The organism is Pyrobaculum neutrophilum V24Sta (genome assembly GCF_000019805.1).
Taxonomy (GTDB): Archaea; Thermoproteota; Thermoprotei; order Thermoproteales; family Thermoproteaceae; genus Pyrobaculum; species Pyrobaculum neutrophilum.
Genome location: NC_010525.1, coordinates 666,608 through 681,352 on the forward strand (window position 1 = coordinate 666,608; position 14,745 = coordinate 681,352).

Consider the following 14,745-nt stretch of genomic DNA (forward strand, 5'->3'; position numbering starts at 1 on the left):
ATTTCCATCACCGGTTGAAACGATAGCCGCCTTTTATAAGGTTAGCGCTTTACAAGGTTCAGTCTGTAGCGCTTTGGTACAACCTGTTGAGGTAGCTCCGCGGCGATCACCTCGACGTTGACCGTCTGTTCGTCGAATCTGGTGGCTCTGCCGAAGGCCCTCGGCATAATGTTGTGTATCCTGTAGCCCTTGTGGGCCGCGGCGTGGACGATGACAACCCTCTCGACGTCCAACCCTCTGAACCTGGCGTTGTTCTCCAGATTCTCCAACAGATCTAGGAACCTCCTCGCCACCTTCACAGGCCACTTAGCCACAGGCCACCCGCTCCAGGGGGTGGCGTGGTGGGCCTGCTTCTTCTTGAAGGTCCTAATGGGGATAGGCCTCTTCATCTTAACCACGTCCTCAAGCCACGACTTGGCTTGCCTAAGGGTCATGCCCTCTATAAACCTGGCCACCTCAACGCTCTTTTTCCAAGACATCTTCTGCTCCGGCGCGTAGGCCTTGGCGATCTGTTCAGCCGATACCTTCACCCCGTACTTCCTAAACACCAGCTGGACCGCAGCCTCATCGCTGAGGGAATAGTTCTGGTGCCGAGGCACGAGGGCCGCGAAATAGACGTTTATAAACGTTCCCACCACAGTTTTAAAGAGGAGCTGTATAGCCCCTCCGTGTCGCTCTGGCGCCTAATAAGAGGCGAACACGGCGTCCTCGCGGCGCTTGCCTCAGCCTCCTCCTACGCCGTGGCGGGCGGTAGCGACGCCTACAAACTCGCCCTACTAGCCGCCTCAACATTCCTCGCCGAGGCCGGCCTCTTCGCCCACAACGACCTGTCCAACCTAGAGGAAGACAAGATAAACAGGCCCGACGCCCCCTTGGTCACGGGGGCGGTTTCTGTAAACGCCGCGCGGGCGGTGGCCTACGGCTCGCTGGCGGCGGGAGCCGCGTTGGCTCTGCCGCTGGGCCCCGCGCCGCTTGCCATATACGCCGCGGCCGCGGTATTCGGCGTGTTGTACAACGCCAAGCTCAAGCGCGTGCCGGTGGTGGGCAACCTAATAGTGGCCTTCCTCACGTCGATGACTTATCTATACGGCATGGCCGCGGCGGGGGGAACCTCGGCGGCTCTCCTCCTGCTATTCGCCTCGTCTCTCGTGGCTAACGTCGGGAGGGAGTTCGTCAAAACGGCGATGGACTACGAAGGCGACTTGAGGTCGGGGATAAAGACGTTGGCCGTCGCCGCCGGCCCCCACACGGCGGCTAGACTAGGGGCCGCCGTCACCCTAGCCTCCACGGCACTAGGCGCGGTTCTGGCATATACGGCGGTTATGGAGAAGCTCTACGCTCTGGCGGCAGGCGCCGCCGCCACAAGCCTCGCCTTAGTCTACCTATCGCTGGAGGCCGCAAGAGGCCGGTGGAGGAGATACAGAAACGGCACGCTGGCCGCCTTCGGAGTCACGTTGCTCGCCCTAGTGGCGGAGGCCCTATGGCGACTGTTCTCATAGATCTAGACGGCACCTTGATACCTCTAAACGCCTGGCGGCCCGTCTTCGCCGAGCTCTGCGAAGAAATCGCCAGGGAGGCCGGCGTGCGGCCGGAGGATGTGTGGAGGAGAGCAAGGCAGAGAAACCTAGAGCAGATGCGCGCCCTAGACTGGCGGGCCTTCGACTGGCAGAGGATCTTCACAGAGGTGGCTAGAGAGCTGGGGCTAAGCCGGGCGCCAGACGTCGGAGAGGCTCTACAGAGGCACCTACACGCCTTCACCCTCAACGAGGGGGCAGCCGAGGCGCTGGCCAGGCTTAGGGAGATGGGGCACCGGGTCGAGATAGCCACAAACGGCCACGCCGTATATCAGCTCCCAGTTATACGCCGCCTAGGCCTAGACCGGCTGGTAGACGGCGTGAGAACTTCCGACATGTACCAGTGCCCCAAGACGTGCCCTCAGTACTTCGAAAACGCCGACGCGATCGTTGGGGACAACCCCATATTCGACGTGTACTTCCCCAGGAGGTTTGGGCTTATCACGGTCTTCTACGGCGAGTGGGAGAGGAGCTCGGCGGTCCACGGGCAGAGGATGGCCATAGACTTGACGGAGACGGTCCCTCACGCCGTCGTGAAAGCGCTAAGGGAGGTGCCAGACGCGGTGGAGAGGTTGCTCCCCCGCAGATCTACTGCTCGGTCTCTTTAGGCCAGCACCAGACCCCCCTCTCCTTCTGGACAAACCCCCTCTTCCTCAACATTACGCTGTTTAGGTTCTTGCCGTAGTACTTCCTGATCTCGGCGAAGGTTAGACACCTATCAGGCCTCCTCAAGGCCTCCCTCACGACGGCCTCCCACCCGCCCCCGACCTCAGCCCCCCCTATCTGGACGTGGCGAAGCGCCTCTCTAACCGCCCTATCTACCGAGTGGGCGATCCGCCTATCTACGTCCCCCAAGACGCGTCCAAGAGCCTCTTCGACGGCCCGCGCCACCCGGGCATCCCAGTTGGCGGCCGCCATCACCTCCTCCACTATCTCCTTCAACCTAAGCTTACAAGGTTGCTCCAGAAGCTTAACGATGACGTCGTCAAAGGGGGCGTCCGGCCTAGGCAACAGCCGCCTCAGCCGCTCCACCAGGGAGGGATCCCTAATCTCAATATGCATGGCGGAGAGTATGTAAAACTATATAAAGGTTGTGAAAAACTAGTCCTTTACCTCCTTCGCCATCCGTTTAGCAAGCATGTACACCACAGGCGCCAGGAGGATACCCACCGCGATAGCCACCCCCCACGCCACGTTCTGCACCACCTGCGCGGTGGCGGGGAAGTTGGCAAAGATGGCGCCGAGCCCAACCATCAGGAATATCAGATACAGGAGGAACTTGGCATACGGCGCCGCGTTGGCAAACTCCGGGTGATCCTCCACGATATTCCTCACAATAGTGTGGCCAATGAAGATGCCGGCTCCAATAATGACAGTGCCTAAAATAAGCGGATACACCAGAGGCCCGGTGAACAGCATCAAGTCAAGCGCTATAGATACAACAAGCGCGATCAAGCCTATCAGAAGCAGATTCCTCAACATCTCGCCGATCTCCACAAACTGCTTCGGGAAGAGACTCACGAGCAACCTCCCGATGTAATCCGTCAAAAGAGCGACGAGAATTAAGCCGGCCGTAAGCAGGATGATGCCCCCAATGAGCCTCGGGAGATACCGCGCCACCTGAGCCACCAGAGCCCCCGCCTCTCCGCCAATCTTCAGATAGCCGAGGGCAATAACGACGCCGATCACCACCACAAAAGCCGTAATCAACATACCGATGAGGTTAGAAAGGTCGATCCCAGCCGCCCTAAAGGCCTTACCTACATCAGTCCGATCAAACGCCCTCTCCAACCCCGTCTTTTCGATCAACCTATTTACGGCGCTTCCCACAAGAGAGCCCACCGCCCAAGCCACAACAACTATCAGCACCGCAATCACGCCCTGTAGGCCATAGGTGACGAAATCCTGCCAAAGCTGGTCCCAGTTCAACACCAGGTACATAACTAATAAGTAGTTCTACATATTTAAACATGACGCGCAATTAACACTGTTAATGGCGGGGTTGCGGCGGGTTGAGTCCGCAGTGTTAGCTTGGGCAAACTAACACGGCACGAATACACACGGCGCATAGAACCCGCGGAAAACGCAGGTCATGGGCAAACGATAATGCTTGCCTTCAAGATATTTTATAGATATGATATATGTATACGATAGGTTATTTTGGTATTTAATGTAGGGTAACTACTTCTCTTCTATTTTGTCTGGCTTGAAGATTCTCCCAGTTCCATGGTAGAACTTTGTCAATGTTTCGTAGTAGACAAGGCGGAGGGATTGTATGGTTGTTAGGAAGCCTTCGCCTAAGACGACGAGGAGCTGTAGTAGGATAGTGATCGCTATGCCGCCGGGTAGCGACGCGGCTCGTAGCGTGAGGTGTGTAAGAGTGGCGTGTATGACGTGGATGATCTCCAACCGCATGAAGCTGAACAGGTTTGCCGTAGCCCCTATGAAGGTCTCTATAAACGCCAGAGGTAGCTCCCCAAGGACCTCGGAGGGCTTTGCCCTATAGCGGCGTATCGCGTACGTCATAGACGCCGCCAGCCACACAGCCGAGAAGAGGGCTATGTGGGGGGCCGCGTCAATTAGGCCGGCTAGAAGCCACGCCCCCGGCCGCCCCGAGAGGGCGTCTGCGACGTTGAAGAGCTTTAGAAAGGCGGCGCCTATTGAGACATAGAGCGCCAGCAGGCCGGCGTATGGGCCAAGAGCCATGAAGCGCTCCCCCAGGAGGAGCAGATTGAGGATCTTCAGGAGGAAAGCCACTAGAACCACCAGGAAGCCGAATACGGCTGCAGCGGCTAGCCCCTCGGCTATTGGGTGCTCCGCCCTCTCTGCCCCCCAGAGGGGGAGCCCGAAGACCTCGCCGTAGTAAAGCCCGAAGGCTATGGACGACGCGGCGGCGGCGCCCCATATGTAGGCCCAGTCGCGTTTCCCCAGCTTATGGAGGAGCAACGCCACGGCGGCTATCAACAAGCCGTGTCCAACATCGCCGAACATCCAGCCGAAAAACACCGGAAAGAGCAACGCCACGAGGGGTACGGGAGATATCTCCTCTGGCCCCGGCGGGCCCACCATGTACACCAACGTGGTGAAGGCTTGTATCGGCTTAGGCCACCTCTCCGCTCTCGGCGCCTCCGCCGTGTATATGAACTTCGTGGAGACCTCCAGCCTATATGCGAAGGAGGTCGCCGTGTAGAACCTGGCGAGCACCTTGGCGATTGCCTCGTCTACAGCCTTGAGATCCCTCTCTCTTACGTAGAACGCCACCGTCGCCGCGTCCCGTCCCCAGTTGTAGTCCCCGAACGCGGAGAACTTCTCGTACTGGCTACGCAGATAGGCAAGCCTCTCCCTAAGCTTGGCGAGAGCTCTGTCCGCGGACGCCAGCGCGTCCGCGACTAGGCGCCGCGCCAGCTGGGGGTCGAGGAGGTACTCGCGGGGGACAGCCACGCCCCCGTAGTCCTGCCCCTCCACCGTGATGTAGACGTCCAAGTCGCCGATCCTCACCCTCTCGTGCGGGGCCTCCACCCTGTGGATCGGGTTAAGTACCACCTGGTACCCCCTCGGGACCTTCAAGCCGCCGGGCGGTAGCTCAGACAGGAATTTGTATATCATCTCCAGCCTCCTACGCTCCGCCTCCTGCGCCGCCAGCTCTCTCTCAAGCGACGTGAAGTACTGCCCCGTCTCGCGCCCCTCCGAATACGCGCATCTGTTGTACATCTCGGCCGTCCAAGCGGCATGTCGGTACAGTGTCGCAACCGCATCTATGTCCCAGCCGGCGCTTTTGAGGCACTCCATCACCTCCCGTTTGGAGACGGTCTCCACGACCTGGTCTCCGCGTCTATACGCCTGGGTGCACCTCTCCACGGCCCCTAGGGCGTCGCGGAGAAGCTCATGGAGTAGCCTATCCCTCGGCACCTCTACGCCGCCGCGGCCTCCGCCAAGTAGCTCAAGCCAGCCGCCCAGTTGCCTCAGATCTTCCTCTATAGGGAGGGGAGGCGCCGGCGCGAAGACCTGCGGCCGCTCCTCGAAGACAGCGACGCCCAGCCTACCCAGGGCGTATGTGATCTCAAACAAGGCGAGGGGAGGCGCCCCGATCTTGAATAGGGCGATTTTTTCAAAAGGCACACTTAATTACTCAAAATAATGTAATATCTCTTGTGGTCCCGATCAACGCCGTGTGGACTTCTAGGAGGAGGACGCCCGACGGCTACTACGTCGTGGTCCTCGGCCTGTATGCCCAGGAGGTTTTGAGGGTTGTGGGGGCCGAGCGCGCCGGCAGGTTCTACATATACCGGACGAGGTCGTGGGCCGAGGTTCTGAGGATTGTGAGGAGGGCGGAGGCCTTGGGCCTAGACGTGAGGGCTTAGCGCCTCTTCAGCGCCCTCTCTATCAGCTTGGAGGCCTCCCTCTTTGATAGACAGTCGGCCTCTATGCCGAGTCTGCCCAGGAGCGCCCTCTGTCTCTCGGTGGCGAGCCACGCCGCGTATCTCCCTCTCAGCTCTGGGTGCGTCTTTAGGAAGTCGCAGTAGGCCTTCTTGGAGTAGTAGTCGGCTCTGGCGTTGCGCTCCCGCGGGACCCAGCCTATGGAGAACTTCGCGAAGCGCTGGGAGAGCTCCACTGCGCGTTTATACAACGGCTTGAGGTGCTCCGCCTTCACCTGATATACGCCGAGCATCTGCCTAACCACCAGCTGACTGTCTCCGTAGACGTTGACGCAGCTCTCGCCGGCGGCCAGAGCCCACTCGAGCCCCCGGATGAGGCCCATGTACTCGGCGTAGTTGTTGGTGCACCACCTCTCCCCGGCGCAGACCACCCCTCCCTCGCCGTGTATCTCCTCGCCGTTTTTAAATGCGGCGAAGCCGTAGCTACCCACGCCCCCCGGATTCACGGGCTCGCATGCGCCGTCGAAGAAAAGGTCAATGCACATGGTGGGCCCGCCGGGATTTGAACCCGGGACCACCCGCGTTCCCAGGCGAGGAGCCGCGTGAGGCGGGCATCATACCGCTAGACTACGGGCCCTGCACATCATAAAGAACACGTTTTTAAACTTTCGCGGCGCGTTACTGGACGGGGGCTTGCACCTCTACCTCCACCTCGGGAGGGCTCTGCTTGGTGTCCACCTTGGTGTACACCTCCCTGATGGGGGTGCCGAGGGTCTTCCCCTCCTTTAGAGCCCAGAAGAGGAGGGTGGCGTATGCGTTGTCTACCTTCTCGGCGCTTCCCGTGAATTTGGTGGAGGCCACCTTAGACGCCGGCAGAACCTTATCGCCGTTGGGATCCGGCGTGAAGATCTCAAACACCAGCTCCTGCCCCTCCTTGCCGTGGAATATGAAGACGGCGTTTTGCTTTAGGTCTGCGAAGAGCGCCGCCCTGTTGGTAACCCTTTTCACAACGCTGAAGCCCCTCACCTCTTGCACATCCTTGACCTCGATCTTGGCCATGCCACGGCAGAAGGCCCCCTATATTAACTTATTGCTTTTTAATGCGGCGCGAGACAGCAGTGTGTTTATGCAAAACCCGTCCGCCGAAGAGGCGGCCCGCGTGGTGAACTCGGGACGGAGGAGAGGTCTCGCGGCGGTGGTGGGCATCTGCGAGGTGGTATACAGCGGTAGGGCGGCCGCCGCGCTTAAGCCAGGTCGCCGCCTCGTCATAGTGAAGAGAGACGGCACCCTCCTCGTCCACGAGGCCGAGAAGGCCCAACCGAAGATCTGGAACCCGCCCGGCTCTTCGACAGCCGCCTACGTCGAAGGCGGCAGGCTGGTGATAAAGAGCGTGAGGTCCCGGCCCTTCGAGAGCGTCAGGGTGTACTTCTCAACCCTGGATTTCGTGGCGGCGTTTGACGTCGGGGCGTCTGAGCTGGAGCTCGTTGGGAGCGAGAGAGACGTCGTCGAGGCCCTGGTTAAGGCGCCTTGGCTGATTGAGGAGGGCTTGGAGGTTTTGGGGGTAGAGGTGCCCACCGACGTGGGCCACATCGACATCTTGGCTAGGGATAGGGAGGGGAGGTACGTGGTTGTGGAAGTGAAGAGGGACGTGGCTACACACGACGCCGTTTTCCAGCTGGCCAGGTATGTAGAGCTGTATAGAAAAAGAGGCGAGAGGGCAAGAGGGATACTTGTAGCGAGCGACATCACCGCGGCGGCGCTTGAATATCTTAGAAGATATGGCCTAGAATTTGTAAAGGTGCACCCAAGGGAGTTGATGGCTCTAATAGATAAAAAGGTGTCATAACGGCTCCACATACACCTCCTTGTCTCCTACGGAGGTAGCCCACGTTATACGTAGTATGTAATGCGTTAGCCTATAAAACTTTTATGATTTACTAGAAATCCTAGCTCTTTCTTTCTATAGTTAGCAGGATTTTTTGACGGTGCCTTATTGTAATATGTTAAAATTGTGAGGTGGTTTTTAAATACGTATACGTATACGTCCGTGTATAGGGTGTTGGCGAACAAGAGGGAGGGCAGGATCCTGGTGACTGGGAAGGAGAAGGACCTGGAGCTGTTGGCGGAGGGGTGGGACCTCCTCCTGGAGTCCCTAGACTGGGAGGAGGCTTTCGAGTACGCCCTAGAGATAGCGGGCGACGACGTCGTGGAGTGGTACTACGACGAGGCTGTGAAAAAGAAACACCTCGCCGGTCTAGTGGCCTCTTAAAACGTCGAGGATTATTTCGGCGGCTTTGAAAGCCATATCGCGCGGGATAACCAGCGGCGGGGCTATCCTGACCGTGGACAGCCCGGCCCCAATCACCGCGACGCCGCGTTTAAACGCCTTCAGTAGGACGTCCTCCAAGTACTTCGCCGGTTTTTTCCCCTCTAGTAGCTCTATGCCTATCATCAAGCCTAGGCCTCTGACGTCGTGTCTATGGCCCACCTCGTCTCTAAACAGCTTTTTCAACTCCTCGCCGAGGGTCTCCGCGTGGTTTAACAAGCCCTCCTCCTCTATGACCTCCAGCGACGCGAGCGCCGCGGCGGCCGCCACGGGGTTTCCGCCGAAGGTGTTGGCGTGGGCGCCCCGTGGGAGAGACATGACCTCCGCCCTGCCGATTATTGCGCCGAGGGGGAGGCCGGCCGCTATGGCCTTGGCCGTTGCTATGAGGTCCGGCTCAACGCCGAAGTGCTCAACGGCGAACCACCTGCCGGTTCTGCCGAAGCCCGTCTGGACTTCGTCGACGGCGAAGAGAATGCCGTGTTCATACGTCATCTTTCTAAGGCCCTGGACGAAGTTTCTGGGGGGAACCACGTAGCCCCCCTCGCCCTGGACTGGCTCCATCAGAACCAAGGCCACCTCGGAGGGGTCCACAAGCCGCCTGAAGATCCAGTCCTCCAGGAAGGCTAGGGCGTATTCGCCGCACTCCTCGGGGGTTTCTGCCTTGAAGGGGCAGTGGACGGGGTGCGGGAATGGCGCGTGTATGACGTTGGGGACCATGGGCGAGAAGTGCCTCCTGTGCACCGGCTTGGAGGCGGTTAAGCTCATGGAGCCGTAGGTTCTGCCGTGGAAGGCGCCTAGGAAGGCGATGACGTACGGCCTCTGCCCTTTGAAATAGCCACGCGCGATCTTTAGAACCCCCTCTATAGACTCAGTCCCGCTGTTTGTGAAAAAGACCTTCTTCCTCCCGGAGATAGGCGCTATGGCGATCAGCCTCTCCGCCAGCTTAACCGCCACCTCGTAGTAGAAGTCGGTTAGAGAGTAGTGGAGGAAGAGCTCCGCCTGCCTCTTTATAGCCTCTACCACCTTCGGGTGGGCGTGGCCTACGTTGGCCACAGCGATGCCCGCGTTGTAGTCTATGTACAAGTTGCCGTCTACGTCTTCAACAACGGGGCCGTAGCCCCTGGCAACCACCAGGGGGTACCACCGCGAGAACGACTGCATTATCACCTCGCCATCGCGCCTCACGACCTCAAGCGCCCTCGGCCCAGGGGGCTCCACCAAGATCCTCGGCACCGCGTCCGGATCTATAGGCCAGTGCCACTTCGGCATATTTCATTTATAACAACCAACTATTTACAGTTGTGATGAGGGCTGGGTTGTTGAGAGATGAGAAATTAGGAGCCAGCTGAGGTTTTTGCCGGCGCTTCTATAATTCCGCTCCTCTACGCATCAACGGCTTTAATAAAGCGGTTGGGAGTGCGACTACAGCGCGAGTTCTTTCTGTATCTCCTTGAAGTAGTTCTGGTAGCCCACCTCCTCTATCCTCTTTATCACCCCCTCGTCCCCCTCTAGTATTACTCTACCCTCCGCCATGACGTATACCCTGGTGGGCTTGATGAATCTGAGGACTCTTGCGTAGTGCGTCGAGAGGAGCACTCCGCTGCCCGAGGCGCTTAGCTCCATTATGGCTTTGCCCACGGCGGCGATGCCGTCGATGTCGAGGCCGCTGTCTGGCTCATCTAGGACGACTATCTTTGGCTTGAGGAGCAGCGCTTGGAGGACCTCGGCCCTTTTGAACTCGCCTCCGCTGAAGCCGGCTCCGATGCCCCTGCTGAAGACGTCCGGCCTAAGGCCTAGCTCAGCTGCTATCTTCTGGGCCTGCGCCAGCGCCTGTGGGTTGGGGTCTGTCAGCTTTTTGCCCGCCCTTATGTTCAACATCGCTTGGAGCATGAAGGCGAACCTAACCTCTGGGACCGCGACTGGCGACTGGAAGCCCACGAATACCCCCCTCGCGAAGCGGTCCTCCGGAGGCAGATCCCTTATCGACTCGCCGTCTAGCAGGATGTCGCCTCCGAGGACCTCGTACTTGGGGTTGCCGGCTATCGTCTGGAAGAGGGTGGATTTGCCGCTTCCGTTGGGCCCCATGAGGACGGCTACCTCGCCGCTGGATACGGCAAGGTTTACGCCTTTTAGAACCTCTCTTCCGCCTACGGCCACCCTGAGCTCTCTTACCTCAAGCCTAGCCATGTTTTCAACACCGATTGGCAGTTTTAAAGGCGTGTCTAGAAAGTCTTATAACCTACATTCGCGGTTTTTCCCATGCAAGAGCTTGAGTCTCTGCGGTCCACGATAAGCCACGTCGAGTCCGTGGAGGAGTTGCTCGGCGTGGAGAGGCAGTTCAACTACCAGGTGGAGCTGAAGGGCCGCATCACCAGAGATATGATAGAGGAAATTAGCCGCCTCAAGGGGGAGCCGGACTGGATGAGGAGGCTCAGGCTGAGGATGCTTGAGCTGTTTGAGAAACTGCCCACGCCGAGGTGGGTGAGGGCGGTGGAGGAGATAGACCTGGAGGCTCTCGTCCACTACGCGAAACCCCAGACCGAGGCTGTGTCGAGCTGGGACCAAGTGCCCAAGGAGATTAGGGAGTACTACGAGAAGCTTGGCCTCCCCGAGATCGAGGCCAAGGCGCTTCTCGGGCTAGGTGCGCAGTTCGACAGCGAGATAATATACTTCAACCTAAAGAAGAAGTTGCAGGAGCTCGGCGTGGTGATGTTGCCCATGGAGGAGGCCGTCAAAAGGTATCCGGAGCTTGTCCAGAGGTACTTCATGAGGGTGTTCCCCCCCGAGCACAAGTTCGCCGCTTTACACGGCGCTCTCTGGTCGGGAGGGGTCTTCATATACGTGCCCCCAGGCGTGAGGATAGAGCAGCCTCTGGAGACGTTCTTCTTCATCGGACAGTCCATGGAGAGCCAGATGGAGCACTCCATCGTGGTGGCGGACAAGGGGGCCTACGTCCACTGGATCGAGGGCTGCTCGGCGCCCCGCCTCCTGAAGTACTCCTTCCACAACGGCATGGTGGAGGGGTACGCCCACGAGGGGGCTACCCTTAAGATAACCACGGTGCAGAACTGGTCGCGTAACGTGGTAAACTTCAACAACAAGAGGGCTGTGGCGGAGGCCGGCGCCAAGGTGCACTGGGTAGAGGGCTCGATAGGGAGCAAGACCACATACACCTTCCCCTCCACTGTGCTCAAGGGGGAGGGGGCCTCCACGGAGATCGTGGGGATTACCGCGGCGAAGGGGCCGTACTGGAAAGAAAACGGGGCTAAGGTGTGGCATCTGGCGCCCCGCACCAGTAGCAGAGTTGTAAACAAGAGCATCTCCGCCGAGGGGGGCGTCGCCGTGTATAGAGGCGTTGTACACGTCCAGAGGGGGGCGAAATACGCCAGATCCCACGTCCAGTGCGACTCCCTGGTGCTCGACAAGAAGTCGGCCACGCTGACTGTGCCCCACGACCAAGTGTTCGAGGAGACGGCGGTGGTGACGCACGAGGCGACGGCCTCCACGATCTCCGAGGAGAAGATCATGTACCTCCGGGCCAGAGGCTTCACGGAGGACGACGCCAAGGCCTCCATAGTTCTAGGCTTCGTGGGAGACATACTGAAGGACCTACCCTTTGAATACGCGGTTGTGCTGAGCAGAGTAATAGAGCTGGAGTTCGGCCGCCTCTCCAAGGTTGGGTAGATTTTAAATACCGGGCCGCTAAGTAGGTGCATGCACTCCTGTGTTTCAGAGAAGTTCACCCTCTGCAACCCCGAGGTCGATAGGGAGAGGGCGCTGGCGGCTGCCCTCGAGATGGAGAAAACGCTATCTGCATCCCCCTACGACCTAATCGCCGTGGCTATAGCCTTCGGGGCTGATCCCGCAGAGGCGAAGAGGAGGTTCGCCGTCGAGATCTCCGGCTACAGGAGGAAGCCCGTGGCCACCTTCCTCGCGTACTACGGGAAAATCCACGGCTATGAGAAAGTGGAGAGCGAGTTGCTCAAGCTGTATCAAGCCCAGAGAGGCGCCTGTCTCTGCCCAGTGGGACCCATCGCGCCTTTGGAGGACGGCCGCTATATCGTCCAGAGGCCCGGCGGGATATACATATGCGGCGGCGGGGAGTGTAGAGAGGCGGCGCCGGAGCCCATCGCGGTGTATGAACACCCCAGCGGCTGCATGTTCTACACGCCGCCTCTGGTTTTGGCGGATCAGCCCATAACTGCGGTGGCGAACGCCCTGAAGCAGCTCAAGGTGGCGGAGCCGGACGTGGTGGCGAGGTACCTACTCCCAGGCCTCTGCAGAGACCTGTGGGGGGTCTATATACCCTAGCGCGCGATGGAGATAGGCATAATCCGGCCCTACGAGGTGGAGTTCAACCCTGGCGACGTGGCGGATCTAGAGGAGGCGGTGAGAAAGAGGGGGCACACGCCCGTCAGGATATATGTAGACATGTTGGAGGTGCGTATAGAGTCGGCGGGGCTGAGGATCCGGCAGTCCGTGGGGAAGAGCCCTCCCGTGGAGGTGGCGCCGCCGGGGGCCGTCTTGAGGCACCTAGGCATATTCAGAGATTTCGAACAGTTCCTCTACAGGGTGTGGGCCGCCAAGGCGCTAGAGGAGGCGGGCACCTACGTCATGAACCCCGTAGAGCGGTGGGTTGTCGCCGGGGATAAGATGGCCGCCTTGATGAAGCTCGCCAAGGCCGGCCTGCCCGTGCCTCCCACCGTGGTGACGGAGAACATGTTCGTAGGCTACAGAGCGGTGGGTGAGTTCAAGAGGGCTGTGGTTAAACAAATGAGGGGGGCCATGGGCTACGGCGCGTTTCTAGTGGAGGACCCCGACGTGGCATTCCACATATTTTCCATGTTGGCCAACATAAACAAGCCCATATATGTCCAGAGGTTCCTTGAAAAGGGGCCCGGCGACTACAGGGTGGTGGTGGTGGGGGGCCGCGCGGTAGGGGCGGAGTACAGGAGGGCAGATGGTTGGAAGACAAACGTTGCGCAGGGGGCGGCGCCTGAGCCGGCGAAGCTGACGCCTCAGTTGGAGGAGCTCGCCGTCAAAGCCGTGGAGACGCTGGGCCTAGACTACGGGGGGGTAGATATCGCGGAGACGAGGGAGGGCTACTACATACTGGAGGTGAACCCCACCATGAGCTGGCAAGGCTTCAAAGTAGCCACTGGGGTAAACCCGGCAGAACACATAGTAGACCACCTCATCGGAAAGATAAAGAGGTAATCAGTCCGTCGCGAGCCCATCACGGATCATTGCTTTGATACCCATCATCACGTCTACCTCCGACGCCCCCTTATATAAGCTAGACGCCGCTTCCCCTGCGCCTAATCGAGGCGGCAACCGCCTTGGCCCTCCGCTCCGTCCCAGCCGTCTTGACTGTGCGGCATCCGTATAACAACGCTACGATGGCTCTCACGGCGCGGAGCGCCTCCCTAGGCACCCCCACGACTAACACATCGTCGTAGATAGCCACAAGCCGAGGCTTGTGTATAAGGGCTGTGAAGCCGACCAGCTGATACCTCTCGAGCAACTGGAGATAGCACGACACAGGGTCGCCGCTTCTAACCAGGAGGTATCTGTACTTAACCATCTCTCTCGGAGATAAGTTCGGCTAAGATGCCCAGGGAGTTCAGTATCGGCCTCCTCCAGCTGGGGTCGCCGCCTACTTCCACGAGCAACGCGGCGACGTCGAGGGGGGACTTCACGTCGTCTAGCTCCTCCACAGGCGTCGAGAAGACCACCACGTCTGGCTCAAGAACCTCAAGCCACCTCGCGAGCAGAGGCACATCGGCGAGCAGAGGTTTGAGGGGCAGCTCTATATACTTTCCATACCTCGCGGCTGCTCTAACCTGGTCTCTGGTAAGCGGCGTGTGGGGATTTACGCGGATGACTTGTACATCCTCCCTGTATACATAGGCGTTAAATCTGTCGCGGCTCTCCGCCTCAGCCCACCTCACATCCACCCCCCGCACCACCGGGGCCAAAAGGACCGTTTCGACGTCCCTTCTGAGGACAGCCGCCCGCACCCCCACCTCCCAGAGCGCCTTCTCCACCTCCGGCGTGGCGGCGGCTAGATCCCACTCGACGAAACCTCGCCTAACTACAGAGGCCATCCTTTGTCCTAATCTTGAGTCTTACGACGTCGTCGTGTTCCACGGCTTTTACAGCCCCGGCGGCCAGCGCTTGTTTATCTAGGCGGAGGTAGTAGAGTCCCTCCGCCTCGCCCCTAGAGGCGGGCACAGCTCCGCCGAAAGCCGAGCAGAGCTTCTCCAACAAGGCGTCGCAGTCCTCGAGATACGACGTGACTAGGTATATGGGGTTGCCGTGGTGCCCCTCGTATATCTCAACCACCAGCGGCAACTCCCCGAAGAACCGGCGCAACGCGTTGAAGACCTTCTCCAAGCTCTCCGTGGCGTGTACGATAACGCTGATTTCTACATACCGGCAACGCACGTTTGCCCCCGGGGGGGCTTTA

At 59.3% G+C, this 14,745-nt stretch carries 19 protein-coding genes and 1 tRNA gene; 8 read left to right on the forward strand and 12 right to left on the reverse strand.

Annotated elements, in window-relative coordinates; genetic code table 11:
* Positions 1-41: 41 nt before the first annotated feature.
* The gene (locus TNEU_RS03745) at positions 42-599 is read right to left on the reverse strand and encodes a 50S ribosomal protein L22 (RefSeq protein WP_012350107.1); all 558 of its coding nucleotides are present in this window, start codon (positions 597-599) and stop codon (positions 42-44) included.
* 69 nt (positions 600-668) lie between these two features.
* Here TNEU_RS03745 and TNEU_RS03750 point away from each other — a divergent pair, with 69 nt between their 5' ends.
* Complete coding sequence (locus TNEU_RS03750) at positions 669-1,499, forward strand: UbiA family prenyltransferase (RefSeq protein ID WP_012350108.1); 831 nt, start codon at positions 669-671, stop codon at positions 1,497-1,499.
* Positions 1,481-2,182, forward strand: coding sequence for an HAD family hydrolase (locus TNEU_RS03755; RefSeq protein WP_012350109.1), 702 nt, complete (start codon positions 1,481-1,483; stop codon positions 2,180-2,182). Before TNEU_RS03750 ends, TNEU_RS03755 begins: the two co-directional genes overlap by 19 nt.
* Here TNEU_RS03755 and TNEU_RS03760 read toward each other — a convergent pair.
* The 3 genes from TNEU_RS03760 to TNEU_RS03770 all read right to left on the reverse strand — a co-directional run bounded on the left by TNEU_RS03760 (position 2,163) and on the right by TNEU_RS03770 (position 5,693).
* Positions 2,163-2,636 (reverse strand): hypothetical protein, encoded by a 474-nt coding sequence (locus TNEU_RS03760; RefSeq protein ID WP_012350110.1) that lies wholly within the window; start codon positions 2,634-2,636, stop codon positions 2,163-2,165. The two genes, TNEU_RS03755 and TNEU_RS03760, sit on opposite strands and share 20 nt — an antisense overlap.
* Before the next feature lie 39 nt (positions 2,637-2,675).
* Positions 2,676-3,515, reverse strand: a complete 840-nt coding sequence (locus TNEU_RS03765; protein WP_012350111.1) for a mechanosensitive ion channel family protein — start codon at positions 3,513-3,515, stop codon at positions 2,676-2,678.
* 240 nt (positions 3,516-3,755) lie between these two features.
* Positions 3,756-5,693: a V-type ATPase 116kDa subunit family protein gene (locus tag TNEU_RS03770; protein WP_012350112.1), complete on the reverse strand. Its 1,938-nt coding sequence runs from the start codon at positions 5,691-5,693 to the stop codon at positions 3,756-3,758.
* A gap of 32 nt (positions 5,694-5,725) precedes the next feature.
* Here TNEU_RS03770 and TNEU_RS03775 point away from each other — a divergent pair, with 32 nt between their 5' ends.
* Positions 5,726-5,935: a hypothetical protein gene (locus tag TNEU_RS03775; protein WP_012350113.1), complete on the forward strand. Its 210-nt coding sequence runs from the start codon at positions 5,726-5,728 to the stop codon at positions 5,933-5,935.
* Here TNEU_RS03775 and rnhA read toward each other — a convergent pair.
* From rnhA to TNEU_RS03790, 3 genes are all read right to left on the reverse strand, one after another.
* Entirely contained in the window at positions 5,932-6,495 is a 564-nt protein-coding gene (rnhA, locus tag TNEU_RS03780; protein WP_012350114.1) for a ribonuclease HI, read from the reverse strand. The two genes, TNEU_RS03775 and rnhA, sit on opposite strands and share 4 nt — an antisense overlap.
* Positions 6,495-6,587 (reverse strand) — tRNA-Val (locus TNEU_RS03785). The genes rnhA and TNEU_RS03785 overlap by 1 nt, the downstream gene beginning before the upstream one ends.
* Positions 6,588-6,628: 41 nt before the next feature.
* Complete coding sequence (locus TNEU_RS03790; protein WP_012350115.1) at positions 6,629-7,009, reverse strand: GyrI-like domain-containing protein; 381 nt, start codon at positions 7,007-7,009, stop codon at positions 6,629-6,631.
* A gap of 67 nt (positions 7,010-7,076) precedes the next feature.
* Here TNEU_RS03790 and nucS point away from each other — a divergent pair, with 67 nt between their 5' ends.
* A complete protein-coding gene (gene nucS, locus TNEU_RS03795; protein ID WP_425357490.1) occupies positions 7,077-7,796 on the forward strand; it encodes an endonuclease NucS in 720 nt (239 codons plus the stop codon).
* A gap of 201 nt (positions 7,797-7,997) precedes the next feature.
* Positions 7,998-8,219 (forward strand): hypothetical protein, encoded by a 222-nt coding sequence (locus TNEU_RS03800; protein WP_012350117.1) that lies wholly within the window; start codon positions 7,998-8,000, stop codon positions 8,217-8,219.
* Here TNEU_RS03800 and TNEU_RS03805 read toward each other — a convergent pair.
* Entirely contained in the window at positions 8,205-9,545 is a 1,341-nt protein-coding gene (locus TNEU_RS03805; RefSeq protein WP_012350118.1) for an acetyl ornithine aminotransferase family protein, read from the reverse strand. The two genes, TNEU_RS03800 and TNEU_RS03805, sit on opposite strands and share 15 nt — an antisense overlap.
* A 153-nt stretch (positions 9,546-9,698) precedes the next feature.
* Positions 9,699-10,463: a Fe-S cluster assembly ATPase SufC gene (sufC, locus tag TNEU_RS03810; protein WP_012350119.1), complete on the reverse strand. Its 765-nt coding sequence runs from the start codon at positions 10,461-10,463 to the stop codon at positions 9,699-9,701.
* Between the two features lie 72 nt (positions 10,464-10,535).
* Here sufC and sufB point away from each other — a divergent pair, with 72 nt between their 5' ends.
* From sufB to TNEU_RS03825, 3 genes are read left to right on the forward strand one after another with little or no spacing between them, the layout of a single operon-like run.
* Positions 10,536-11,960 (forward strand): Fe-S cluster assembly protein SufB, encoded by a 1,425-nt coding sequence (gene sufB / locus TNEU_RS03815; protein WP_012350120.1) that lies wholly within the window; start codon positions 10,536-10,538, stop codon positions 11,958-11,960.
* A gap of 30 nt (positions 11,961-11,990) precedes the next feature.
* A complete protein-coding gene (locus TNEU_RS03820; protein WP_012350121.1) occupies positions 11,991-12,587 on the forward strand; it encodes a hypothetical protein in 597 nt (198 codons plus the stop codon).
* A 6-nt stretch (positions 12,588-12,593) separates the two neighbouring features.
* Positions 12,594-13,493 carry an ATP-grasp domain-containing protein gene (locus TNEU_RS03825; protein WP_012350122.1) on the forward strand — a complete coding sequence of 300 codons (900 nt, stop codon included), beginning with the start codon at positions 12,594-12,596 and terminating at the stop codon, positions 13,491-13,493.
* A 79-nt stretch (positions 13,494-13,572) separates the two neighbouring features.
* Here TNEU_RS03825 and TNEU_RS03830 read toward each other — a convergent pair whose 3' ends face one another.
* The 3 genes from TNEU_RS03830 to TNEU_RS03840 are packed head-to-tail and all read right to left on the reverse strand — an operon-like array spanning position 13,573 to position 14,723.
* On the reverse strand, positions 13,573-13,860 hold the full coding sequence (locus TNEU_RS03830; protein ID WP_012350123.1) for a hypothetical protein: 288 nt from the start codon (positions 13,858-13,860) through the stop codon (positions 13,573-13,575).
* The gene (locus tag TNEU_RS03835; protein WP_012350124.1) at positions 13,853-14,383 is read right to left on the reverse strand and encodes a hypothetical protein; all 531 of its coding nucleotides are present in this window, start codon (positions 14,381-14,383) and stop codon (positions 13,853-13,855) included. The genes TNEU_RS03830 and TNEU_RS03835 overlap by 8 nt, the downstream gene beginning before the upstream one ends.
* Complete coding sequence (locus TNEU_RS03840) at positions 14,367-14,723, reverse strand: RNA-binding domain-containing protein (protein WP_012350125.1); 357 nt, start codon at positions 14,721-14,723, stop codon at positions 14,367-14,369. The genes TNEU_RS03835 and TNEU_RS03840 overlap by 17 nt, the downstream gene beginning before the upstream one ends.
* Positions 14,724-14,745: the final 22 nt, after the last annotated feature.

Excerpts from the sequence above, each read along its gene's own strand:
- rnhA (WP_012350114.1), bottom strand. The coding sequence starts at position 6,495 with ATGTGCATTGACCTTTTCTTCGACGGCGCATGCGAGCCCGTGAATCCG.
- TNEU_RS03755 (WP_012350109.1), top strand. The coding sequence starts at position 1,481 with ATGGCGACTGTTCTCATAGATCTAGACGGCACCTTGATACCTCTAAAC.
- TNEU_RS03760 (WP_012350110.1), bottom strand. The coding sequence starts at position 2,636 with ATGCATATTGAGATTAGGGATCCCTCCCTGGTGGAGCGGCTGAGGCGG.
- TNEU_RS03790 (WP_012350115.1), bottom strand. The coding sequence starts at position 7,009 with ATGGCCAAGATCGAGGTCAAGGATGTGCAAGAGGTGAGGGGCTTCAGC.
- TNEU_RS03835 (WP_012350124.1), bottom strand. The coding sequence starts at position 14,383 with ATGGCCTCTGTAGTTAGGCGAGGTTTCGTCGAGTGGGATCTAGCCGCC.
- TNEU_RS03805 (WP_012350118.1), bottom strand. The coding sequence starts at position 9,545 with ATGCCGAAGTGGCACTGGCCTATAGATCCGGACGCGGTGCCGAGGATC.
- TNEU_RS03825 (WP_012350122.1), top strand. The coding sequence starts at position 12,594 with ATGGAGATAGGCATAATCCGGCCCTACGAGGTGGAGTTCAACCCTGGC.
- TNEU_RS03765 (WP_012350111.1), bottom strand. The coding sequence starts at position 3,515 with ATGTACCTGGTGTTGAACTGGGACCAGCTTTGGCAGGATTTCGTCACC.
- TNEU_RS03830 (WP_012350123.1), bottom strand. The coding sequence starts at position 13,860 with ATGGTTAAGTACAGATACCTCCTGGTTAGAAGCGGCGACCCTGTGTCG.
- sufB (WP_012350120.1), top strand. The coding sequence starts at position 10,536 with ATGCAAGAGCTTGAGTCTCTGCGGTCCACGATAAGCCACGTCGAGTCC.
- TNEU_RS03820 (WP_012350121.1), top strand. The coding sequence starts at position 11,991 with ATGCACTCCTGTGTTTCAGAGAAGTTCACCCTCTGCAACCCCGAGGTC.
- nucS (WP_425357490.1), top strand. The coding sequence starts at position 7,077 with ATGCAAAACCCGTCCGCCGAAGAGGCGGCCCGCGTGGTGAACTCGGGA.
- sufC (WP_012350119.1), bottom strand. The coding sequence starts at position 10,463 with ATGGCTAGGCTTGAGGTAAGAGAGCTCAGGGTGGCCGTAGGCGGAAGA.